Here is a 21,572-nt window from a genome sequence, read left to right on the forward strand (position 1 = left end):
TGTCCGGCCGGTTCAGTTCTTCTTGCCCGAGGGCGCATTGGTGGCGAGCGCCGGCTTGCCGGCGGTGCGCTGCAACGTCGCGATCGCGTAGTGGAGCTGGAAGTCGTCGATGCCCTTTTCCTTCAGCTCCTCGGCCGAAACCTTGAAGCGCGGGTCGTCCATCTTGTCGGTCTCGAGGTCCTTGTCCTCCAGCGCCGCCTCGTTGATCAGGTGGCCGCGCAGGTCGGATTCGCGCACCGCCCGCTCGGCGCGTGCCCGCGCGTCCGGATCGGACATCTGCGGCACCTTGATGTCGGGGACGATGCCGCCTTCCTGCACCGAATGGCCCGAAGGCGTGAAGTAACGCGCCGTCGTCAGCTTGACCGCGCTGTTCTTGTCCAACTGGATGAACGACTGCACCGAACCCTTGCCGAAGGTGCGCTCGCCCATCACCACCGCGCGGTGCTGGTCCTGCAGCGCGCCGGCGACGATTTCCGAAGCCGAGGCGGAGCCCGCGTCGACCAGCACGATCACCGGCATGCCCTTCACCACGTCGCCGCGGAACATGGTCTCGGCGCGATAGTACTGGTTCTCGCTGGCGATGCGGCCGCGTTGCGAGACGATCACGCCCTTGTCGAGGAACAGGTCCGACAGCGCCACGGCTTCGTCGAGCGAACCGCCCGGGTTGGATCGCAGGTCGAGCACGAGGCCGTCGAGCTTGCCGCCTGCCGTTGCCGCCTGCTTCTTGAGGTCGGCAATCGCCTTGTTCACGTCGTTGCCGACATCGCGCGAGAATTCGTTGACCGAGATGACGCCGATGTCGTCCTTGAGTTCCCAGGTCACCGGCTCAAGTTCGATCACGCCGCGGGTGACGTTGACGTCGAAGGGCTCGTCGCGACCGGGGCGATAGATCGTCAGGCGGATCGAGGTGCCCGCCGGGCCGCGCATCTTGGACACCGCCTCGTCGAGGTCGCGCTCATAGTAGAGCACGCCGTCGAGGTGGGTGATGTAGTCGCCCGCCTTGACTCCGGCCTTCTCCGCCGGGCTGCCCTTGAACGGCGAAACCACCTTGACCGCGCCGTCTTCCTCGACGACCGAGAGGCCGAGGCCGGAATAGTTGCCGTCGATCATCGTCTCGAGCCGTTGCAGCGAAGGCCCGTCGAGATAGTTGGAGTGCGGATCGAGGCTGGCGAGCATCCCGTCGATGGCGCCCTTGAGCAGCTTGTCGTCGTCGACCGGGTCGACATAGTTCTGCTTCACCAGTTCGTAGATGGTGAACAGCTTGTCGAAACCCGGATTTACGCGGCTGTCGACGGCCGAAAGGCCGGACGTTGCCACCGGCAGGACCGCCACGGCGGAAACCAGCATGGTCGCGCGCAGGATGGATCTGATCTTCATCGGGCTTGACTGCCTCTCGTTCGTCACGCCGGCCGGAGCCGGACTTGGCACATGATTGCGTACATTACCGGCCCTTTGCGCCAATTGCCAGCGGTGCGGGCCAGGCTCTCGGGACGGTGCCGAGCAGCGATCTTCGTCACCGCTCTATAGCGACCGGATATATTGCAGGGGATTAACGGGCTCGCCATCACGCCGCAGTTCGACGAGAACTTGCGGCTGGCCCGGGCCGGTCATGCCCAGCGGCGATCCGGCCACCACCCGCTCGCCGACGTCGACATCGAGACGGGCAAGGCCGGTGACCAGCGAGGTCCAGCCGCCCTCGTGCTCGATGATGACGATGCGATCGTAGCCACGGTAGGGCCCGGCATAGGCGATGCGCCCCGGCGCGGGAGCGACTGCCTGGGCATTGGCGCGGGTCGCCAGGGTGATTCCGCGCGAACGGTTGAGGCTGGGCGCATCCTCGCCGAAGCCGGTCACGACGCGACCGGTGACGGGCAGCATGTATGTGGGCAGCCCCTCGGGTGGGGTGACGAACTGCGAGGAAGCGATCACCTGCGCCTCTTCGGGGCGCGGCGGACGCATGATCGGCCCGGGCAGCGACGCAAGCTCTTCGCGCAGTTCGCCCTGCCTGCTCATCTCGTCGACGAGGTCGCCCAGGTCGCGCGCCTTTTCTGCCAGGGCCAGGGCGCGTTCGCTTTCACGCGCAGCGATGCCGGTGGCCTTGCGGCTGGCGAGCCGCTGGCGGGCTTCCAGGGTGGCCAGTTCGCTGCGCCGCCGGCGCATTTCCGCCTCGGCCATCTTCAGGTCGTTGGCCGCGGCCCGGGCATTGCGCTCCAGCGCCCGACCGCGCTCGATCTCGCTGCGCAGGGAGGCGGTGCGGCGCTGCACTTCGGGCAGCATCGTATCGAGCAGGGCGCGCAGGTAGACGGCATCGCGTACCGATCCCGGCCGCAGCAGGGCGAGCAAGGGGGGGCGGCGCGACAGGCGCTGAAGCGCCCCGGTCAGCCCGGCCAGCGGCGCCTGTCGCTCGGCCAGCCGCGCGCGCAGTTCGGCCCGCTGCGAGGCGACGAGCCGGACCTTCGCCGTCAGTACCGCGATTGCCGCTTCGGTCTGCTGGATGCGGGCGGCGACAGCGGCGGCCTCACGCGCGGTCCTTTCGGCCTGCTGGGATACCTGCCGGGCCTGCTTCTCGAGCTTTTCGGCGCGTTGGCGTGCGGCATCGCCTTCGCGGCGCGCGGCGAGCATGTCTTCTTGTGCCTTCGTGGCATCGACGGCCGGATTGAGCACGGCAAACGCGCCCACCTGGCCAAGCCCGCGGTTCGCAACCACGGCGGCGCACAGCCCCAGGCCGGCAGCGGAAACGAGCAGGATCTTGCGCGAAGCGGGCGTCACACCCGGTTAACTAGAGCGCCCATGCGCAAAAGGAAATGATCGGTGCGCGGCCGAACTGGGGAAGATCGCGCGCGAGAATCCGAGGCCACGAACAAAAGAAGGGGCCGGCGTTCCCACGCGCCGGCCCCTTTCCCGTCCCGTCTACGGGTTGAGCTTTTAACGAGCGGCGGCGGCCTCGTCAGTCGTCACCGGCGTGATCTTGATTTCCACGCGGCGGTTGAGCGCGCGGCCTTCGGGGGTCGAGTTATCGGCCACCGGGTAGTTTTCGCCCATGCCCTGGGTCTGGATGCGCGCGGAGGAAACGCCGCGCGAGATCAGGTAGCGGCCGACGGAATCGGCGCGACGCTTGGACAGGTCCATGTTGTAGGCGTCCGAACCGGTCGAATCGGTGTGGCCGTAGACGTCGATCAGGCTGTTGGGATACTGGATCATGCTCTGCGCGACCTTGTCGAGCGTCGCCTGGAACGAGGGGCTGATCGCGGTCGAATCGACGGCGAAGGTCACGTCGGGCAAGTTCACGAGGATGCCGTCGCCTTCCTGGCTGACATCGACGCCCGAACCGGCGGTCTGTTCCTTCAGTTCCTTGATCTGCTTGTCCATCTGGTAGCCGACCACGCCGCCGGCGACACCGCCGATGCCAGCGCCGACGATGCGGGCGGTCTTTCCGCCGATCACACTGCCCAGCAGGTAGCCAAGACCGGCACCGCCCACGCCGCCGATGGCGGTGCGTGAAACCTTGCGCTCGCCGGTGTTCGGATCGGTGACGCAGCCCGATACGGCGATCAGCGAAATGGCGGCGGCAGTTGCCGTGAACAGGCGAGTTCTTTTCATGGTCTTGGCCCTTCCTCTGTCATAGCGATCTTCGCATTCATCTGTGTAGTAGTGAACATGAATGGCGAATTGATGATGCCCGCCAAACGCTTGGGCCTCGCCTATGTTCCAGAGGCACGTTTCTCTTGTGAGCGTTTGTTGCCGGCCAACGCAGCGCTTCGCTATTGCGGAAATCTCTGCTAGCGCAGGGACATTGTGACGCCCTTTCCCTGGACCGACCTCCTCATCATCGCCGGCCTGATTCTGCTGAACGGCCTGTTTTCCATGTCCGAGCTGGCGATCGTGTCCGCCCGGGCGGCGCGCCTCAAGGTGTCCGCCGACAAGGGCAGCAAGGCGGCGCAGACCGCGCTCGATCTTGCGTCGGACCCTGGCAAGTTCCTCTCCACGGTGCAGATCGGCATTACCCTGATCGGCATCATTGCCGGCGCCTATTCGGGCGCCAGCCTGGGTGAACCGGTGGGCCAGCGGCTGGCGCTGCTGGGCGTTCCGGACCATGTATCCAGCCAGATCGGCTTTGCCCTCGTCATCATTGCGACGACCTACGGCAGCCTCGTGATCGGCGAACTGGTACCCAAGCAGCTTGCCCTGCGCACAGCGGAGCCGGTGGCGATCATCATGGCCCGGCCGATGGCATTGCTGGCAAAGATCATGGCGCCCTTCGTCTGGCTGCTCGACAAGTCATCGGGCCTGATCCTGCGCCTGCTGGCGGTGCGCCGAGGCGGGGAAGAGCAGCTGACCGCCGAGGAACTGCACATGATCTTCGCCGAGGCGACCCGTTCGGGTGCGATCGACGAAGACGAGCGGGCGATGATGGCAGGGGTGATGAAACTGGCCGACCGGCCGGTGCGCGAACTGATGACCCCGCGCAACCAGATTGACTGGATCGACGTCGATTCCACCAGCGAGGAACTGCGTGCGCGCATCGCCGGGTCGCCGCATTCGCTGTTGCCGGTGGCCGACGAGGACGTGCCCGACAAGGTACTGGGTATCCTCAAGGTGCGCGAAGTCCTCGCCGCGCTCGTCGAAGGGCGCGAGGTCGATATCCGCGCGATGATGAAGAAGGCAGAGGTCATCCCCGACCAGCTCGATGCGATGGACGCGCTTCGCAAGTTACAGCAGGCGGAAGTCTCGATGGCCGTGGTCCATGACGAGTACGGCCACCTTGAAGGCGTGGTGACGCCTTCGGACATGCTTGCCGCGCTGGCCGGCAGTTTCGTCAGCCATCAGGACGAAGGCGACGAGCCGATGGTCGTCGAACGCGCCGACGGTTCACTGCTCGTATCGGGTTCGATGCCGGCCGATGCCTTTGCCGAGCGGCTGGACATCGATCTGTCGCATGACCGCGAATATGCCACCGTGGCCGGCTTCGTGCTTGCGGTCCTGAAGAAAGTCCCGCGCGAGGGTGAAGTCTTCTCCGAACAGGGCTGGCGCTTCGAAGTCGTCGACATGGACGGCCTGCGCATCGACAAGCTCCTCGTCGAGATGGAGGACTCCGAGGCCGGAGACGACGGGGTTACAGGCGACGGCTGATCGCGGCGAGGTCAGGCCGTAGGGTTCCGGATGGCAGCGCCTGCCACTCGCTGTGGCACTTGGCAGTCCAGGCCAGCCATGACCGCTTCTCGCAACCGGGCATTCTGCCAACAAAAAAGGCCGGAGCAATCGCCCCGGCCCTTTCGCATTCCGATGTGGCAATCAGCCGCCGATGGCGGTCTGCGCGTCGCGTCCGTCGCCTTCCGGGGCGGAGAGGATCTGGCGGGTGACCTGACCCTTCGCGACCGTGTAGGTCGCGGGATCGCCGACCGTCGAGCGGATTGCCGGATCGGGCGTGCCGGCCATGCCGAGCGTGGTCTTCTCGATTTCGCTGCGGGCCTGCGGGCCGCCGAACATCGCGTCGAGCGTCTGCTGCTGCAGCGTGCCGTCGGTCGGGCGCGGCTGGCCTTCCTTGGGCGGGCTCAGCGAGAAATCTGGCGGCACGACCAGCGGCGACTGGCGCTGCACCGCGAACTCGTCGGGACGGTTGCGGTTGAACAGGCCGGTGCTGCCGCAGCCGGACAGGAACACGGCGCCTGCAGTGACGAGTACGAGGGCGCCAGTTTTCATCTTGGGCATCAAATCAACTCTCCGGGGCCGTTTCGACCGTTGAATCAGGCTTCTCGCGCGAAAGCAGGGATCGGGCAAGGATAATCAGGACGCCGATGGTAATGGCGGCATCGGCGATATTGAAGATCAGGAAGGGACGAAAATCCCCGAAATGCAAGTCGGCATAGTCGATCACGTAGCCGAACAGGAAACGGTCGCGGATATTGCCGAGCGCGCCGCCGAGCACGAGGGCCAGCGCGGCAATGTCGGCCATCTTGCGCTCGCGCAGCAGCCAGACGAACACGAAGGTCGCGATTGCCGCAGTCATCGCCACGAGCGCCCAGCGCCCCTCGGTCGACCCGGCGGTGAACAGGCCAAGCGAAACGCCGAAGTTCTGCGTCCAGTTGAGGTCGAAGAACGGCAGCAGCTCGATGACCTGCACTTCGCGAAGGTTGAGGCCCTTCACCACCCAGGATTTGAAGCCCTGGTCGATGAGGAAGACCACGGCCGCGATCAGCAGGCCCAGCAGTCGGTTGCGCAAGAGGCGGTTCACGCAGGGTGTTCCATCGCGCCCACGACATCGTCGCAGCGATCGCACAGGGCACCGTCCTCGGAAACTTCCGGCAGGTGGCGCCAGCAGCGGCCGCACTTGTGGTGGGAAGTCGGGGACGCAGACACGGCATCGCCTTGCCCGCGGGTCACTGTCGCTGTGATGAACAGCTCGGCGAAGTCGGCTTCGGGGGCCGATGCCGGGACGGTCACTTCGGCAGCGAGGCTGGAGCCGACGATCTTTTCGCGGCGCAGCGGTTCGATCGCTTCGGTCACCTTCTCGCGCAGGTCGCGCAAGGAATTCCAGCGCGCAAGGTCGGCCTCGACCTCGGGGATCACGGGCCATTCGAGCAGGTGGACGCTGTCGGCATCGGGATAGCGCGTGCCCCAGACTTCCTCGGCGGTGAAGACGATCACCGGCGCGGCATAGCGGATCAGCGCATGGAACAGCGTGTCGAGGACGGTGCGATAGGCGCGCCGCTTCGGATCCGTCGGCGCATCGCAGTAGAGGCAGTCCTTGCGGATGTCGAAGAAGAAGGCCGACAGGTCCTCGTTGCAGAAGTCGATCAGCGAGCGCACGTACTCGTTGAAGTCGTAGTCGTGGACCGCCTGGTGCAGCGTCTTGTCGAGCTTGCCGAGCAGGGCGAGCACATAGCGCTCCAGTTCCGGCATCGCTTCGACGGGCAGGCGTTCGGCTTCGTCGAAGTCGGCGAGCGCGCCCAGCATGTAGCGGAAGGTGTTGCGCAGGCGGCGGTACTGGTCCGCCACGCCCTTGAGGATCTCGTCGCCGATGCGGTGGTCTTCGGTGAAGTCGACCGAGAGCGCCCAGAGCCGGATGATGTCGGCGCCGTACTGCTCCATGACCTTGAGCGGGCTGACCGTGTTGCCCAGCGACTTGGACATCTTCATGCCCTTGGCGTCCATCGTGAAGCCGTGGGTGAGGATGGCCTTGTAAGGCGCATGGCCGCGCGTCGCGCAGGCTTCGAGCAGCGAGGACTGGAACCAGCCGCGGTGCTGGTCGGAACCTTCGAGGTAGAGATCGGCGATCGGGCCGACGTGATCCCCGTGCGGGGCCAGTTCGGGCCACTTGCCGCTTTCGAGGACGAAGGCGTGGGTCGAACCGGAATCGAACCAGACGTCGAGAATGTCGGTGACGCGCTCGTAGTCGTCGGCCTTGTAGTCAGGGCCTAGGAATTCCTGCGCGCGGGCTTCGCTCCAGGCATCGACGCCCGATTCGCGGATGGCGTTGATGATGCGGGCGTTGACCTCGGCGTCGACGAGGTATTCGCCGGTTTCGCGGTTGACGAACAGGGTGATCGGCACGCCCCAGGCGCGCTGTCGCGAAAGCACCCAGTCAGGGCGGCCTTCGACCATCGAACCGATGCGGTTGCGACCCTTTTCGGGAACGAAGCGGGTGTCTGCAATCGCCTGCACCGCCGCCTGGCGCAGCGTCGGTGCAGCGCCCTCTTCCTCGTCCAGCCGGTCGACCGCGCCGCCTTCGCCTTCCCAGCGCTGCTCGGCGCGGGTGGTGGCGGGCAGGTGGCCCAGCGCCTTGTCCATCGGCACGAACCACTGCGGCGTGCAGCGGAAAATCACCTTGGCCTTGGACCGCCAAGAGTGCGGATAGGAGTGGCTGTAGTCCGCGCTGGCCGCCAGCAGGCCGCCGGCTTCGCGCAGGTCGTTGCAGATCGGGCCGTCGGGCGCGTTGAACTTCGGGTTGATGACCGAGCCTTCGCCGCCGAGCCAGCCCCAGTCCTCGCGGTAGCGGCCGTCGCCCTCGACTGCGAACTTGGGGCTGATCCCGTTCGCCTTGCACAGGTCGAAGTCGTCCTCGCCGTGGTCGGGGGCCATGTGGACGAAGCCGGTGCCGCTTTCGGTGGTGACGAAGCTGGAGCCGTCGAGCAGCGGGCGCGGTTCGGCGAAGAAGCCGCCCAGCGCATGCATCGGATGGCGCACCTTGGTACCCGCAAGCGAAGCGCCCTTGATGAAGAAGTGCAGCTTGTGGCTTTCGGCGCCGATGCGCTTGAGAAAGTTTTCGACGAGCGGTTCGGCGACCATGTAGCGCGCGCCGCCATCGACCTCGATCATGTGGTAATCGATGTGCCTGCCATAGGCGATCGCCTGGTTGACGGGGATCGTCCAGGGCGTGGTCGTCCAGATTACCACCGAGGCGCCGAGCAGGTCCTCGTCCTCGGCCTCGACGATCTCGAAGGCGACGTCGATCTGGGTGGAGACGATGTCCTCGTACTCGACCTCGGCCTCGGCCAGCGCGGTCTTTTCGACCGGGCTCCACATCACCGGCTTGGCGCCGCGGTAGAGCATGTCGTTCTCGGCGAACTTGAGCAGTTCGGTGACGATCGTCGCCTCGGCGGCGAAGTCCATCGTCAGGTAGGGCTTGTCCCAATGGCCGTTGACGCCCAGCCGCTTGAGCTGTTCGCGCTGCACGTCGACCCAGCTCTGCGCATAGGCGCGGCATTCGGCTCGGAATTCCTCGGCCGGGACTTCGTCCTTGTTCTTCTTCTTCTTGCGGTACTGCTCCTCGACCTTCCACTCGATCGGCAGGCCGTGGCAGTCCCAGCCCGGAACGTAGGGCGCGTCCTTGCCCAGCAGCGTCTGGGTCCGCGCGACCATGTCCTTGAGGATGTGGTTGAGCGCATGGCCGATGTGCATGTCGCCGTTGGCGTAGGGCGGGCCGTCATGCAGGATGAACTTGTCGCGGCCCGCGCGGGCCTCGCGCGTGCGGGCGTAAATGTCCTGTTCCTGCCAGCGCGCAAGAATGCCCGGCTCCTTCTGGGGGAGCCCGGCCTTCATCGGGAAATCGGTCTTCGGCAGGAAGACGGTGTTACGATAATCGCGCTGTTCGGTCATGATCGGCGGGCGTTAGAGCAATCTGCGGCTTCGGAAAAGGGTGCGCATTCGTGTCGAGCGCCAGTTCCGCCAGATTGGAGCAGAATCGGACAGGGCTGAGCTACCGATTTGTACCGGGCCGCTCTCACCGTGTCCGGCGAGGGCCCGGGGCTGATCGCGTGGCGCTGGCCTGCAAAGACCGGCGTTTCAGGCTACGCCCGCCAGCAGTTCTCGGGCCTTTGCACAGTCGAGCGTCATCTGCGCGATCAGCGCGTCGAGCGAGTCGAACTTTGCCTCTGCACGCAGGTAGTGGTGGAAGGCGATTTCGATTTCCTGGCCGTAGAGGTCTCCGGAGAAGTCGAAGAAATGCGGCTCGAGCAGTTCGCGCGGGGGATCGAAGGTCGGGCGTATGCCGATGTTGGCGGCGCCGAGCACGGTGCGCCCGCCGGGCAGGTGACCGGTCACGGCGTAGATGCCGTAGCGCGGACGCAGGTACGTGCCCATTTCGAGGTTCGCGGTCGGGAAACCGATCACGCGGCCGCGCTTGTCGCCGTGCTGGACGACGCCGCGGATGGCGAAGGGGCGGGTCAGCAGGCGCTTGACCGTCTCGCACTCGCCGGCGCGCAACGCGTCGCGGATGCGGCTGGAACTGATCGGGCCGCCATCATCGTGCACCGCCCCGACCGAACGCGAAGCGATGCCGAAGCGCGGGCCCATTTCGCGCAGGACGCAAGGATTGCCGCCGCGGCCCTTGCCGAAAGTGAAGTCATCCCCGGTCACGACCCCGGCAGCGCCGAGCTGGCCGGCCAGGATCGCCTCGATCCAGTGCTCCGCCGTCATGTTCGCCATCGCCGCGTCGAAATGGAATACGAGCATGGCATCGGCTCCGGCGGCCGCGAAGAGTTCCTGCCGCTGGTCGAGACTGGTGAGCCGGAACGGTTCGGCATCGGGCTGGAAATAACGCACCGGGTGGGGATCGAAGGTGGCCACCACGGCCGGACGGCCTTCAGCCCGGGCCCAGGCGATCGCTTCGCCGACCACGGCCTGATGGCCCTGGTGGAATCCGTCGAAGTTGCCCAGCGCGACGATCGCGCCGCGGCAGGATTCGGGGATGGGGTCGCGGTTGTCGAGGCGAATCATGTCTTCTGGGCCTATACGTGGCGGAGCAGCGTCACGAAAGCGTGCGCGGGACGCTCGCCTTCCGCCGGGTGCTCTTCGCGCGCCGCTTCGCGCCATTGTGGACCGGGTTGTGGCATGAAAGTGTCGCCTTCGAAATCCGCATGGACTTCGGTCAATTCGATGCGCGTGGCTTCGTCCATGAACAGGGCGTAGATCTCCGCGCCGCCGATCACCGCGACTTCGCCTGCACCCGCTGCGGCAAGCGCTTCGTCCACCGAATGGACGACTTCGGCGCCGGAAGCCTGCCATGCGGCATCGCGCGTCAGGACGATGTGCCGGCGGCCGGGGAGGGGACTGGGAAAGCTCTCGAAGGTCTTGCGGCCCATGATCATCGGCTTGCCCATGGTCAGGGCCTTGAAGCGCTTGAGATCGGCGGGCAGGCGCCACGGCAACTGGCCGTCGCGCCCGATCACGCCGTTGGCGGCACGGGCATAGATGAGGAAGATGTCCTGCTTCACCCCGCTTCGCGCCTTCAGTCGAGCGTCAGGCGGGTGACGTGGCCCATCTTGCGACCGGGGCGCGCGGCTGCCTTGCCGTAAAGGTGCAGGTGGTTGGCCGGATCGGACAGGATCGCAGGCCAGTCGTGCGCCTCGTCGCCGATCAGGTTGCGCATCTCCACGCCCTTGGCGGCAAGCCCGGTGCCGCCCAGCGGCAGGCCGCAGATCGCGCGGACGTGATTTTCGAACTGGCTGGTGACCGCGCCTTCGATGGTCCAGTGGCCCGAATTGTGCACGCGCGGCGCCATCTCGTTGAAGACCGGGCCGTCCCTGGTCGCGAAGAATTCCAGCGTCAGCACGCCGACGTAGCCCAGCGCGTCGGCGACCTTGGCCGCCAGTTCGCGCGCGGCGGGGACCTGTGCCTCGATCTCGGCGCTGGCCGGGACCGTGCTGAGCGAGAGGATGCCGCCTTCGTGGACGTTCTGGGCGGAATCGAAATAACGGATGTCGCCGTCCGCGCCACGGCACAGGATGACCGAAAATTCGGCGAAGAAGTTCACGAAGCCCTCGTAGATGAGGGGCTTGGCGGGCAGGTCGAGGCCCTTGGCGTCCTCGGCCTTCATGATCCGCCACTGACCCTTGCCGTCATAGCCGTCACGGCGGGTCTTGAGGATGCCCGGCGCGCCGATGGCGGCGATGGCCGCATCGAGGTCAGCTGCCGAATCGACCGGGGCGAAGGGGGCGGGCGTGCCGCCCAGATCCGTGACGAATGTCTTTTCGTTGAGGCGATCCTGCGCGGTTTCCAGGGCGCGCGGATGGGGATGGAGCACGGTGTCGCCAAGCTGGAGCAGCGGCGCGACCGGCACGTTCTCGAATTCGTAGGTCACGACCGCGCAGTCCGCCGCGAAACGGGCGAGAGCTTCGGCATCGTGCCAGTCTGCGCAAGTGAACTGCGCGCTCACCTCGGCAGCGATCGAATCGGCTTCGGGTGCGAAGATATGGCAGCGATAGCCGAGTTGCGCGGCCGCCACCGCGATCATTCGGCCAAGCTGGCCGCCGCCGAGAATTCCGATCGTTTCGCCTGGGGGGATCATTGGCCCGGGAGTGTGCTTTCTTGGTCTGGGGGTGGAACGAATGCGTTTCGGCTGCCGGTCAGGAGGGGCGCTCGGCCACACTCTCGGTCTGCTCGGCGCGGAATGCCTTGAGGCGTTCGGCCAGTTCGGCATCGCCGGTGGACAGGATCGAGGCGGCAAGCAGGCCGGCATTGGCCGCGCCCGCTTCACCTATCGCCAGGGTGCCGACCGGAATGCCGGCCGGCATCTGCACGATCGAGAGCAGGCTGTCCTGCCCCGACAGCGCCTTGGACTGGACCGGCACGCCCAGCACCGGCAGGTGTGTCATCGAGGCGACCATGCCGGGCAGGTGCGCTGCGCCGCCGGCTCCGGCGATGATCACCTTGAAGCCTTCGTCCTCGGCGCTTTTTGCGAAGGCGACGAGACGGTCGGGCGTGCGGTGCGCGGAAACGATGCGCGCGTCATAGGCCACGCCCAGCTTGTCGAGCATGGCGGCGGCGCGCTGCATGGTCGGCCAGTCGGACTGGCTGCCCATGATGATCGCGACAGTCGGCTGTTCGCTCACCTCAACGCTCCGACAGGTAGTAACGGTCGACCACGTTGAGGTCGGTGTCGAGGTCGTAGACGATCGGCTGGCCGGTCGGGATTTCCAGTCCGGTGATTTCCTCGTCCGAGATGTTGGAGAGGTGCTTCACCAGCGCGCGCAGGGAATTGCCGTGGGCCGAAACGATCACGGTGGCGTCCGCGCCGGTGCGCAGGTGCGGGACGATCGAGCTCTCGTAATAGGGCAGGACGCGCGCGATGGTGTCCTTGAGGCTTTCGGTCTGCGGCACGTCGATCCCGGCGTAGCGCGGGTCGGAGGACAGGTCGAACTCGCTGCCGCGTTCCAGGACCGGCGGCGGCGTGTCGAAGCTGCGGCGCCAGATCTTCACCTGGTCCTCGCCGTGCTTGGCCGCGGTCTCGGCCTTGTCGAGGCCGGTCAGGCCGCCGTAGTGACGTTCGTTGAGGCGCCAGTCCTTGGTTTCCGGGATCCACAGGATGCCCGCGGCTTCCAGCGCGAAGTGCAGCGTCTTGATCGCGCGGGTCTGCAGCGAAGTGAACGCGACGGTCGGCAGGATGCCCTTTTCCTTCATCAGCGCGCCGGCCGCACGGGCCTCCGCTTCGCCTTTCTCGGTGAGGTCAACGTCCCACCAGCCGGTGAAACGGTTCTCGAGATTCCATTGGCTCTGGCCGTGGCGGACGAGGATCAGGCGAGGCAAGGTGGGTATCCTTTAGTTGGCGGCGTCTTGGCCGTGGCGGTACCTTTGAAAGGGTCGGACTAAACTTTCAGGCCGCAGCCCCTAGCTTTCCGGGGGCGATTTGGAAAGCCTGCCCGATTCGTTTTCGCAAGCGGCTCAGTCCGCCGGTCCATCGCCGCAAGCATCGTCGCGAGAGCCGAGGACGCGGGCCTGGGCCTTGCGGCGGCGCAAGTTCTCGCGCAGCTTGGCGGCCAGCCTTTCCTCGCGAGTCTGCGCGGCTGCGGGGGATGCCTGAGGCTTGCGGACATCGTCGTTCATGGCCAGCGCAATGCATCCATGTTCGGGAAAGAGCAAGCGACGCTTGACAATTGGTCCGCACGCAGACAATAGCGCGCCCCTGCCCCGCATCGACGGGGAGACGGCGCCGGACTAAGCCGGTTGCAGGCGCTGCTGTAGCTCAGTGGTAGAGCGCACCCTTGGTAAGGGTGAGGTCGGGAGTTCAATCCTCCCCAGCAGCACCATTCTTCTTTCATCGCCATGTCGAATGTAAGTGCTGTCGGTGCTGAAGGCGCGGACTTGCGCCGTTTTTCCCGGGCCAGAGATTTAACCTAAGTTGCTGTTTTGCAACCTATTGTCATCAAACTGTCGTCAGATTGGCACGGCAGTGTCATCGTTCGTGCCTAGTGGGCGCCCCGCGACATCGAATAAAAGTCACAGGGATCTCACCAACATGAATTCTACCGCTCGCCTCCTCGCGGGGCTGCTGGCTTCGGCCTCTTTCGCCTCGATCGCCCACGCCGGTGAAGTTTCCGGCAACGTCTATGACGCCACCGGCACCCGGGCTCTGCAGTCGGCCTCGGTCCGGATCGTCGAGCTGGACCGTTCGGTGGAGACCGACCGCAGCGGAAACTACATCATCGCCGACATTCCGGCGGGCACCTACACGCTGGAAGCGCGCTACGTCGGCGCCGAGATCGAATCGCGAACCATCGAAGTACCGCAGGCGGGCAGCGTCTCGGGCGATTTCGACATGCGCGCCATCGGCGGGGGCGACATCCTTGTCGTCGGCCAGGCGGCCAACCTGTCCAGCTCGCTCTCGCGCCAGAAGGCTGCGGACGGCGTGGAATCGGTGCTGACGCGCGATGCCATCGGCCAGTTCCCGGACCAGAACGTAGCCGAATCGCTGCGCCGTCTGCCCGGCGTGAACATCCTCAACGATCAGGGCGAAGGCCGCTTCGTTGCAGTGCGTGGTCTCGATCCGGAGCTGAACGCGACCTCGCTGAACGGCGTGCGTGTTCCCGCGCCGGAATCGGACACCCGCCAGGTCGCGCTCGACGTCATTTCCTCGGACACGATTGAATCGATCGAAGTGAAGAAGTCGCTGACGCCGGACATGGATGCCGACGCCATCGGCGCCTCGATCGAAATCAAGACGACCAGCGCCTTCGACCGCAAGAAGGACTATTACGCGGTCCGCGCCGAGGGCAGCTACAACGACTACTCGGGTGACATCACGCCGAAGGGCGGCTTCGATTTCTCGAAGCGCATCGGCGACGATTTCGGCGTCTCGGGCGGCGTGAGCTACTACGAACGCAAGTTCGAGACCGATAACGTCGAATCGGATAGCTGGAAGAAGACCGATGGCGGCCTCGTCTACAGCCCCACCGTCGAATATCGCGATTACGACGTGAAGCGTAAGCGTTTCAACGCGACGCTCAACTTCGACTGGCGCGCTTCGGACACGACCGTCGCTTACCTCAAGGGGAACTGGAGCCAGTTCGACGACCACGAATACCGTCGCCGTACAACGTTCGATTTCGGCGATGCACTCGACATCACGGGCAGCGGCAATAACGTGACCATTGCCGATACCCAGATCACCAATTCCAAGGGCAAGAAGGAAGGCGGCTTCACGATCGAGCGCGATCTCAAGGATCGTTTCGAGCGCCAGCGCATCCGTTCAGTCGTGATCGGCAGCGACACCGATACCGGCACCTGGAAGTTCAACTGGTCGGCCAGCTACGCCAAGTCTTCTGAACGCGAGAATTTCTCGGTCGATCCGATGCGTTTCGCCAAGGATTTCGAAGGCGATGGCGCCGCGATCCGCTGGGACTATTCGGATCCGCGCGTGCCGACCTACGAAATCGCCAGCGGCGCGGACCTTGTCAATTCGGCTTCGGCCTACGAGTTCGACAAGCTTGAGCTGACCACGCTTTCGGACAGCCAGGACCGCGAGTACGCGATCAAGGCCGACCTTGCCCGCACTTTCGCGGCTGGCAATGGCGACTTCACCATCCAGGCGGGCGCCAAGCAGCGCTGGCGCAAGAAGTCGTACGACTTCAACGTCTCGGTCTTCAAGGGCTACGACGGCGACTTCACCCTGGCCGACGTGCTGGGCGAGCAGACCTACCGCCTCGACGGCATCAGCCTCGGCCCGGTGGCCAACAAGAACGGCTCTGCCGATTTCTACCGTGCCAACGAGGGTAACTTCGAGTTGCGCAAATACGACTCCGCCAATGACTCGGCGGCAAGCGACTACTCGATCAAGGAAGACATCACCTCGGCCTACGCGTTGACCCGCTGGGATTCCGATGCCCTGCGCGTGATCGGCGGCGTGCGCATGGAGCACACCCGCAACGTGCTCAACGGCAATGTCCTGACCGAGCGCGATAACAAGAAGTTCGACTCGCCGCTGATCGAGACGGTGCAGATCAAGCGCAACTATACCGATTGGCTCCCGAGCCTGACGGTCCGCTGGGCGCCGCAGAATGACCTCGTCTTCCGCGCCGCCGGCTACAAGAGCCTCGTGCGTCCCAAGCTTTCCGCCTTCGCACCGAAGGCCACGGTCAACGAGGACAACGAGGCTGACTTCGGCAACCCCGACCTCAAGCCCTATGAGGCATGGAATGGTGACGTTGGCTTTGAATACTACTTCTCGGGCAACGGTGCGATCTCGTTCGGCGCCTTCTACAAGGACGTAAAGAACTACGCCGTCACGCAGACTTTCGACGATTACACCTACAAGGGTACGCTCTACGACCAGTTCAAGACCACCATCAACGGCGACAGCGCCGAAGTGGTGGGCTTCGAAGCCAGCTTCAGCCAGGCCTACACGATGCTGCCGGCGCCTTTCGATGGCCTGCTGACCCAGCTCAACTACACGTACACTTACGCCAACGGCACCTTGGCCGACGGTCGCAAGATCTCGCTGCCCAAGTCGTCGAAGAATACCTTCAACGTCGTGCTCGGCTATGAGAAGGGTCCGATCGACCTGCGTCTGGCCGGCACCTATCGCGACAAGTACCTGGACGAGGTGGGCGCTTCGGCAGTCAAGGACCGCTATGTCGACAACCACTTCCAGCTCGACTTCTCGGGCAAGCTGAAGGTGCTTGAAAATCTGCGCCTGACGCTCGACGTCATCAACATCAACAACGCCAAGTACTTCGCCTACCAGAACTTCGCCGACGCGCAGCGCCTGCTGCAGTTCGAGAAGTACGGCCCGACCTTCAAGTTCGGCGCGCGGCTGAACTTCTGATGGGTTGGCGTCATCTTGTGAATGCCGGGCCGGGGGCGATGCTCCCGGCCGTGCTTCTCGCCGGTTGCGCGACCACCGGCGGGGCGCCGCGGCCTTATCTGCCTGCCATCGACGTTCCGGCCCGGGGCGAGACCCAGCCGGTAGGCACGGCCAGGGCCGATGCCGCCGATGACCCGGCGATCTGGCGCAATGCGGTCGATCCCGCAGCGAGCCTGATCGTCGGCACCGACAAGAAGGCCGGGCTCTACGTCTATGGCCTCGACGGCAAGGTTCGCGATTTCTTCGCGGCCGGGGCGATCAACAATGTCGATCTGCGTGAAGTGCGCATGGCTGATGGCACGACCCGCATTCTGGTTGCCGCCAGCGATCGCACCGACCGGTCAGATCCGCGCATCGCGCTGTTCTGGCTGGATGGCGCGACGGGCAAGCTGACGGAAATCGGTTCGGATACCTTCCTGCCTGCCGGTCACGTGCCGGCCGAGGCCTATGGGTTCTGCCTTGGCGGTTCGCTCGGCCAGAACGAACTGGCGCGCGCCTATGTCGTGCTCAAGGACGGTACGGTTGCCGAAAGTGGCCTGTACGAAAAGGACGGCCGGATCGTGCCGGACTTTCTGCGGCAGGTGAAGTTCGCCAGCCAGTCGGAAGGCTGCGTCGTCGACGATGCGACAGGCACGCTTTTCGTCGCTGAAGAGGATGTCGGCATCTGGCGCGTGCCCTTGCAGGGCGAATTGAAAGCCGAAGCTTTCGCGCGCGTCGGGGCCAGGGACGGGCTGGTCGACGATGTCGAGGGGCTCGCCATGGCCCGTCTGCCGGGCAGCAGCTGGCTCGTGGCTTCGAGTCAGGGCGACAATGCCTATGCCGTGTTCGATTCGGCTTCGGGCAAGCTTGCAGGCCGTTTCCGCATCAATGGCGGGGCGATCGACGGGACCAGCGATACCGACGGGATCGAGGTCGTGCTCGGCGATTTCGGGCCGCAGTTCCCGGAAGGACTGTTCATTGCGCAGGATGGGGACAACGCCCCCGATGCGCAGAACTTCAAGCTGTTGTCCTGGCGCTCCATCCGACAGGCGCTTGGCCTCGACTGACCCGAACTGGGCACTCGCCGGACCCGGCTACCATGCTGCAATCCGCTTGAGGCACAAGCGGCAATTGCGGTATGGGGCTGGGACTGGCGAGGGAATCGTGACCTTTGGACATGCGTAACGCTATCAGTGCTGCCTTGGGTGCTGCGCTCCTGACTGTGCCGGGCGTTGCCTGCGCCGATGTCCTGCAGGTGGGCGAGGGCGGCTATACCTGGATTGCCGGCGGCCCCGTCCGGATTACCGATCAGGCACCGGTTCCCGCCGAAGCGCTGGCCGTTCCCGGGCATCTCGACGCAGGCCTTGAGCCGCAATCGATCACCCATGCCCTCGATGCAGCCGGTCCCTCGCGCTGGCGCGCGCGCGTCGCCGAACTGGCGGCGAAATACGATATCAGCCCCAGCCTGCTCGAAGCCGTTGTCTGGCAGGAAAGCCGCTGGAACGAGCGGGCCGTTTCTCCGGCCGGCGCGCGCGGCCTTGCCCAGCTCATGCCCGGCACGGCGCGGCAGATGGGTGTCGATGCCGCCGATCCCATGGCGAATCTGGAAGGTGGCGCGCGTTACCTGCGCATGCAGCTGGACGCATTCGGCGGCGATATCGAAAAGGCGCTGGCGGCCTACAACGCAGGCCCGATGCGCGTGCAGCAGGCCGGAGGCATCCCGCGCATCCGCGAGACGCAGGCCTATGTTGCTTCGATCATGGCGCGGCTGGCCGATCCGGTCCGCCAATAGTTCCGCGTCACGGGTTTGGCCGTGACAGCCCCGGCCCCGGCGCCGTGCCGTTGCAGCAGCGCGCCCGTGCGGTCTCTCAGCCCAGCATGGCTTTCATCATCGAGCGCACTTCGGCGCCCATGTCCTCGCGGTCGAGCGCGATGGCGAGAGTGGCTTCGACGAAGCCGACCTTCGATCCGCAGTCGAAGCGGCGGCCATCGAAAGTCACGGCGTGGAAAGGCTGTTCTCCGATCAGCTTGGCCATCGAATCGGTGAGCTGGATTTCACCGCCCGCGCCTTTGCCCTGGTTGGCGAGCAGGCCCATGACCTCGGGCTGGAGGATATAGCGGCCCGAAACGATCTTGTTCGACGGCGCGTCCTCTACCTTGGGCTTTTCGACAAGGCCTTTCACTTCGGTGAGGTTGCCCCTGCTTTCGCCTGGCGCAATGACGCCGTAGCTTGAGACTTCCTCGTGCGGCACCTCGATCACCGAAACGAGATTGCCGCCGACTTCGTTATAGGCCTCGATCATCTGCGCCATGCAGCCGGGCGAGCCGTACATCAGCTCGTCGGGCAGGAAGATCGCGAAGGGCTCGTCGCCGACAACGGCACGCGCACACCAGATCGCGTGTCCCAGTCCCATCGGTACCTGCTGGCGCACGGTGACGAGATTGCCCGGCAGGATGCGCGTCGGATCCAGTGGATCGAGCGACTTTCCGCGCGAGTTCATCGTCGCCTCTAACTCGTAAGCGGTATCGAAATGTTCGACGATCGCGGTCTTGCCGCGACCGGTGACGAAGACGAATTCCTCGATTCCCGCCTCGCGCGCTTCGTCCACGGCGTACTGGATCAGTGGACGGTCGACCACCGGCAGCAGTTCCTTGGGGATCGCCTTTGTGGCGGGAAGGAAGCGCGTACCCAGACCGGCAACAGGAAAGACGGCCTTGCGGACGGGCTTGCGGAAATTGTTGTCTGACATGGACTAAGTCTTCGCCTCACTTTGTTGCGGGCTGATTAAAGCCTCTAGGATGTGGCGGTGCAACATGAGTAAGCCTAATTCTTCGGTGACCGGAAGGTTGCGTGCGATGCTTGCCGCCCTCACGAATTCCACTAAATGGCAATAAATGGACAAGATCATCATTGAAGGCGGAAAGCGCCTTTCCGGAACGATTCCCGTATCTGGTGCCAAGAACGCCGCGCTCACGCTGCTGCCTTGCGCGCTGCTGACCGACGAACCCCTGACCCTGCGCAATCTGCCACGACTGGCGGATATCGACGGTTTCCAGCACCTCATGAACCAATTCGGCGTCTCGACGATGATCGCCGGATCGCGCCCGGAAGACTTCGGCCGCGTCATGACCCTGCAGGCGACGCGCATCACCAGTTCGGTCGCGCCCTATGACCTCGTGCGCAAGATGCGCGCCTCGATTCTCGTCCTCGGGCCGATGCTGGCGCGTATGGGCGAGGCCACCGTATCGCTGCCGGGCGGCTGCGCCATCGGTAACCGTCCGATCGACCTGCACCTCAAGGCTCTGGAAGCCTTCGGCGCGCAGATCGAACTGGCCGCGGGCTACGTGAAGGCGATCGCGCCCGATGGCGGCTTGCCCGGCGGCCGCTATTCCTTCCCGGTCGTTTCGGTCGGCGCGACGGAGAATGCGCTGATGGCGGCGGTCCTGGCGAACGGCAAGTCGACGCTGCACAATGCCGCGCGCGAGCCGGAAATCGTCGACTTGTGCAACCTGCTCGTGGCGATGGGCGCGCAGATCGAGGGTATCGGCACGTCGGACCTCACCATTCATGGCGTGCCGCGCCTGCATGGCGCCACTTACATGGTCATGCCGGACCGCATCGAGGCCGGTTCCTATGCCTGCGCCGCGGCGATCACCGGCGGCGAAGTCATGCTCAAGGGCGCGCGGATCGAGGACATGGAAGCGACCGTGCAGGCGCTGCGCGATGCCGGGGTGTCGGTCGAACCGCGCGCGGGCGGAATTCACGTCGCGGCCGATGGAAAGCTGCGTCCGGTCAATCTGTCCACCGCGCCTTATCCCGGCTTTGCCACCGACATGCAGGCCCAGCTCATGGCGCTGCTGTGCCGGGCCGAGGGCACCAGCGTCCTGAACGAGACGATCTTCGAAAACCGCTACATGCACGTTCCCGAACTCAACCGCATGAGCGCACATATCGAGACTTCGGGCCGCACGGCCATCGTCCACGGCGTTTCCAGGCTGACCGGGGCCGAAGTCATGGCGACCGACTTGCGCGCCTCGATGAGTCTCGTCATTGCCGGCCTTGCAGCCGAGGGCGAGACCCAGGTGCACCGTCTCTACCACCTCGATCGCGGGTACGAGCGGCTTGAGGAAAAGCTCGCTCTGGTCGGCGCCCAGGTTGAACGGGTCGGCGGCGACTGACCGAAAGGCTGCAACCACCTGCAGTTCCCATGCATTACTCCTTTGTACAGACGAGAGGAGTTGGACAATGGGCCTGATCAAGATGGCTGCAGCCGGCGCTGCCGGTTACGCGCTCTACAAATATGCGACCCGCGACAAGGAAGACATGGCCTATGCGGGCGGCGACGAGAACTTCTCGCAGGTTCGTGAAGCCGGACCGAGTTCCATGAAGAACCGGCCGACAAGCTGGAACAAGGTGGACGAAGCGAGCGACGAAAGCTTTCCTGCCAGCGATCCGCCGGCAACTTACTGAAGTTCCACGTGAAGCAATTTCTCCCGATGGCGGTCGGGAGGTCCCCGAAGGGCGGCGCCGCAAGGTGGCCGCCCTTTCCCGTTGGGCGGGCAATCCTGTCCGCAGACGGTTCGGGAGGACGCGCTGCGATATTCGCGTCCAGCCTGACCGATGGGTGTTACAGGGTCCGCTGGTAGCTCAGCGCGAGCCAGACCCGCACGGCGCTGGCGAGACCCGGCGGCGTTTCGGCCTCGAGACGCTCCGCATCGATACGGGCGATGAGGGCATTGACCGGGATCTTCTCCGCGGCGGCCCGGTCCTTCAGCAAGTCCCAGAATACCGGCTCGAGACTGATCGAGGTCTTGTGGCCGGCGATCTCGACCGATCGCTTGATGGGGGGATGGTAGGGGGAAGCCATGGCGCGACCCTAGTTGTTCGGATCGATGAAAACCATCGGATCCCGAAGAGGTTGCGCGAACGTGAACCTTGCGCCGCAGCGCTTCGGGCTTTCCACTGGAACGCCCGCAGCGCAGGTATCGTGCGGGACGTACCGGCGAGGCCAGCCGT

20 protein-coding genes and 1 tRNA gene are annotated in these 21,572 nt (G+C 65.1%); 7 read left to right on the plus strand and 14 right to left on the minus strand.

Annotation, left to right across the window (positions count from 1 at the left end; all coding sequences use genetic code 11):
- Nucleotides 1–12: 12 nt before the first annotated feature.
- From B5483_RS07470 to B5483_RS07480, 3 genes are all read right to left on the minus strand, one after another.
- A complete protein-coding gene (locus B5483_RS07470; RefSeq protein WP_054945050.1) occupies nucleotides 13–1,377 on the minus strand; it encodes a S41 family peptidase in 1,365 nt (454 codons plus the stop codon).
- A gap of 144 nt (nucleotides 1,378–1,521) precedes the next feature.
- On the minus strand, nucleotides 1,522–2,769 hold the full coding sequence (locus B5483_RS07475; protein WP_079729973.1) for a murein hydrolase activator EnvC family protein: 1,248 nt from the start codon (nucleotides 2,767–2,769) through the stop codon (nucleotides 1,522–1,524).
- Between the two features lie 156 nt (nucleotides 2,770–2,925).
- The gene (locus B5483_RS07480; RefSeq protein WP_054945048.1) at nucleotides 2,926–3,600 is read right to left on the minus strand and encodes a YiaD family glycine zipper/OmpA-like lipoprotein; all 675 of its coding nucleotides are present in this window, start codon (nucleotides 3,598–3,600) and stop codon (nucleotides 2,926–2,928) included.
- A gap of 195 nt (nucleotides 3,601–3,795) precedes the next feature.
- Here B5483_RS07480 and B5483_RS07485 point away from each other — a divergent pair, with 195 nt between their 5' ends.
- Nucleotides 3,796–5,130 (plus strand): hemolysin family protein, encoded by a 1,335-nt coding sequence (locus B5483_RS07485; RefSeq protein WP_054945047.1) that lies wholly within the window; start codon nucleotides 3,796–3,798, stop codon nucleotides 5,128–5,130.
- 162 nt (nucleotides 5,131–5,292) lie between these two features.
- Here the strand turns inward: B5483_RS07485 and B5483_RS07490 are convergent, their stop codons facing one another.
- The 9 genes from B5483_RS07490 to B5483_RS23145 all read right to left on the minus strand — a co-directional run bounded on the left by B5483_RS07490 (nucleotide 5,293) and on the right by B5483_RS23145 (nucleotide 13,320).
- Nucleotides 5,293–5,709, minus strand: coding sequence for a DUF3035 domain-containing protein (locus tag B5483_RS07490; RefSeq protein WP_054945046.1), 417 nt, complete (start codon nucleotides 5,707–5,709; stop codon nucleotides 5,293–5,295).
- Nucleotides 5,710–5,713: 4 nt separating this feature from the next.
- Nucleotides 5,714–6,220, minus strand: a complete 507-nt coding sequence (gene lspA / locus B5483_RS07495; RefSeq protein WP_079730327.1) for a signal peptidase II — start codon at nucleotides 6,218–6,220, stop codon at nucleotides 5,714–5,716.
- Nucleotides 6,221–6,228: 8 nt separating this feature from the next.
- Entirely contained in the window at nucleotides 6,229–9,096 is a 2,868-nt protein-coding gene (gene ileS / locus B5483_RS07500) for an isoleucine--tRNA ligase (protein WP_079729974.1), read from the minus strand.
- A 186-nt stretch (nucleotides 9,097–9,282) separates the two neighbouring features.
- Nucleotides 9,283–10,215 (minus strand): bifunctional riboflavin kinase/FAD synthetase, encoded by a 933-nt coding sequence (locus B5483_RS07505; protein WP_176167975.1) that lies wholly within the window; start codon nucleotides 10,213–10,215, stop codon nucleotides 9,283–9,285.
- An 11-nt stretch (nucleotides 10,216–10,226) separates the two neighbouring features.
- A complete protein-coding gene (locus B5483_RS07510) occupies nucleotides 10,227–10,712 on the minus strand; it encodes a dihydrofolate reductase (protein WP_079729975.1) in 486 nt (161 codons plus the stop codon).
- Nucleotides 10,713–10,726: 14 nt separating this feature from the next.
- Complete coding sequence (locus B5483_RS07515; RefSeq protein WP_054945044.1) at nucleotides 10,727–11,785, minus strand: 5-(carboxyamino)imidazole ribonucleotide synthase; 1,059 nt, start codon at nucleotides 11,783–11,785, stop codon at nucleotides 10,727–10,729.
- A gap of 58 nt (nucleotides 11,786–11,843) precedes the next feature.
- Nucleotides 11,844–12,299: a 5-(carboxyamino)imidazole ribonucleotide mutase gene (gene purE / locus B5483_RS07520; RefSeq protein ID WP_425435036.1), complete on the minus strand. Its 456-nt coding sequence runs from the start codon at nucleotides 12,297–12,299 to the stop codon at nucleotides 11,844–11,846.
- A 31-nt stretch (nucleotides 12,300–12,330) separates the two neighbouring features.
- Nucleotides 12,331–13,023, minus strand: coding sequence for a 2,3-diphosphoglycerate-dependent phosphoglycerate mutase (gpmA, locus tag B5483_RS07525; RefSeq protein WP_054945043.1), 693 nt, complete (start codon nucleotides 13,021–13,023; stop codon nucleotides 12,331–12,333).
- Nucleotides 13,024–13,158: 135 nt separating this feature from the next.
- Complete coding sequence (locus B5483_RS23145) at nucleotides 13,159–13,320, minus strand: hypothetical protein (RefSeq protein ID WP_176167976.1); 162 nt, start codon at nucleotides 13,318–13,320, stop codon at nucleotides 13,159–13,161.
- A gap of 128 nt (nucleotides 13,321–13,448) precedes the next feature.
- Between B5483_RS23145 and B5483_RS07530 the strand changes: the two genes are divergently transcribed.
- The 4 genes from B5483_RS07530 to B5483_RS07545 all read left to right on the plus strand — a co-directional run bounded on the left by B5483_RS07530 (nucleotide 13,449) and on the right by B5483_RS07545 (nucleotide 18,347).
- Nucleotides 13,449–13,523: transfer RNA gene (locus B5483_RS07530), tRNA-Thr, on the plus strand.
- Between the two features lie 209 nt (nucleotides 13,524–13,732).
- Entirely contained in the window at nucleotides 13,733–16,537 is a 2,805-nt protein-coding gene (locus B5483_RS07535; protein ID WP_079729977.1) for a TonB-dependent receptor, read from the plus strand.
- Nucleotides 16,537–17,622, plus strand: a complete 1,086-nt coding sequence (locus B5483_RS07540; RefSeq protein WP_245828880.1) for a phytase — start codon at nucleotides 16,537–16,539, stop codon at nucleotides 17,620–17,622. The genes B5483_RS07535 and B5483_RS07540 overlap by 1 nt, the downstream gene beginning before the upstream one ends.
- A gap of 110 nt (nucleotides 17,623–17,732) precedes the next feature.
- Nucleotides 17,733–18,347: a lytic transglycosylase domain-containing protein gene (locus B5483_RS07545; protein WP_079729979.1), complete on the plus strand. Its 615-nt coding sequence runs from the start codon at nucleotides 17,733–17,735 to the stop codon at nucleotides 18,345–18,347.
- A 76-nt stretch (nucleotides 18,348–18,423) separates the two neighbouring features.
- Here the strand turns inward: B5483_RS07545 and B5483_RS07550 are convergent, their stop codons facing one another.
- Nucleotides 18,424–19,305 carry a UTP--glucose-1-phosphate uridylyltransferase gene (locus B5483_RS07550; RefSeq protein WP_054945034.1) on the minus strand — a complete coding sequence of 294 codons (882 nt, stop codon included), beginning with the start codon at nucleotides 19,303–19,305 and terminating at the stop codon, nucleotides 18,424–18,426.
- 145 nt (nucleotides 19,306–19,450) lie between these two features.
- Between B5483_RS07550 and murA the strand changes: the two genes are divergently transcribed.
- Together murA and B5483_RS07560 are read left to right on the plus strand one after the other, a co-directional pair.
- On the plus strand, nucleotides 19,451–20,734 hold the full coding sequence (gene murA / locus B5483_RS07555; protein WP_054945033.1) for a UDP-N-acetylglucosamine 1-carboxyvinyltransferase: 1,284 nt from the start codon (nucleotides 19,451–19,453) through the stop codon (nucleotides 20,732–20,734).
- A 67-nt stretch (nucleotides 20,735–20,801) separates the two neighbouring features.
- Nucleotides 20,802–21,026, plus strand: coding sequence for a hypothetical protein (locus B5483_RS07560; protein WP_054945032.1), 225 nt, complete (start codon nucleotides 20,802–20,804; stop codon nucleotides 21,024–21,026).
- A gap of 157 nt (nucleotides 21,027–21,183) precedes the next feature.
- Here B5483_RS07560 and B5483_RS07565 read toward each other — a convergent pair whose 3' ends face one another.
- Nucleotides 21,184–21,423, minus strand: a complete 240-nt coding sequence (locus B5483_RS07565) for a ribbon-helix-helix domain-containing protein (RefSeq protein WP_054945031.1) — start codon at nucleotides 21,421–21,423, stop codon at nucleotides 21,184–21,186.
- Between the last annotated feature and the right edge of the window lie 149 nt (nucleotides 21,424–21,572).

The organism is Novosphingobium mathurense, from assembly GCF_900168325.1.
Taxonomy (GTDB): domain Bacteria; phylum Pseudomonadota; class Alphaproteobacteria; order Sphingomonadales; family Sphingomonadaceae; genus Novosphingobium; species Novosphingobium mathurense.

Excerpts from the sequence above, each read along its gene's own strand:
- B5483_RS07505 (WP_176167975.1), bottom strand. The coding sequence starts at position 10,215 with ATGATTCGCCTCGACAACCGCGACCCCATCCCCGAATCCTGCCGCGGC.
- B5483_RS07490 (WP_054945046.1), bottom strand. The coding sequence starts at position 5,709 with ATGCCCAAGATGAAAACTGGCGCCCTCGTACTCGTCACTGCAGGCGCC.
- B5483_RS07565 (WP_054945031.1), bottom strand. The coding sequence starts at position 21,423 with ATGGCTTCCCCCTACCATCCCCCCATCAAGCGATCGGTCGAGATCGCC.
- purE (WP_425435036.1), bottom strand. The coding sequence starts at position 12,299 with ATGGGCAGCCAGTCCGACTGGCCGACCATGCAGCGCGCCGCCGCCATG.
- B5483_RS07540 (WP_245828880.1), top strand. The coding sequence starts at position 16,537 with ATGGGTTGGCGTCATCTTGTGAATGCCGGGCCGGGGGCGATGCTCCCG.
- B5483_RS07535 (WP_079729977.1), top strand. The coding sequence starts at position 13,733 with ATGAATTCTACCGCTCGCCTCCTCGCGGGGCTGCTGGCTTCGGCCTCT.
- B5483_RS07515 (WP_054945044.1), bottom strand. The coding sequence starts at position 11,785 with ATGATCCCCCCAGGCGAAACGATCGGAATTCTCGGCGGCGGCCAGCTT.
- B5483_RS07550 (WP_054945034.1), bottom strand. The coding sequence starts at position 19,305 with ATGTCAGACAACAATTTCCGCAAGCCCGTCCGCAAGGCCGTCTTTCCT.
- B5483_RS23145 (WP_176167976.1), bottom strand. The coding sequence starts at position 13,320 with ATGAACGACGATGTCCGCAAGCCTCAGGCATCCCCCGCAGCCGCGCAG.
- B5483_RS07480 (WP_054945048.1), bottom strand. The coding sequence starts at position 3,600 with ATGAAAAGAACTCGCCTGTTCACGGCAACTGCCGCCGCCATTTCGCTG.
- ileS (WP_079729974.1), bottom strand. The coding sequence starts at position 9,096 with ATGACCGAACAGCGCGATTATCGTAACACCGTCTTCCTGCCGAAGACC.
- murA (WP_054945033.1), top strand. The coding sequence starts at position 19,451 with ATGGACAAGATCATCATTGAAGGCGGAAAGCGCCTTTCCGGAACGATT.
- B5483_RS07545 (WP_079729979.1), top strand. The coding sequence starts at position 17,733 with ATGCGTAACGCTATCAGTGCTGCCTTGGGTGCTGCGCTCCTGACTGTG.
- B5483_RS07470 (WP_054945050.1), bottom strand. The coding sequence starts at position 1,377 with ATGAAGATCAGATCCATCCTGCGCGCGACCATGCTGGTTTCCGCCGTG.
- B5483_RS07560 (WP_054945032.1), top strand. The coding sequence starts at position 20,802 with ATGGGCCTGATCAAGATGGCTGCAGCCGGCGCTGCCGGTTACGCGCTC.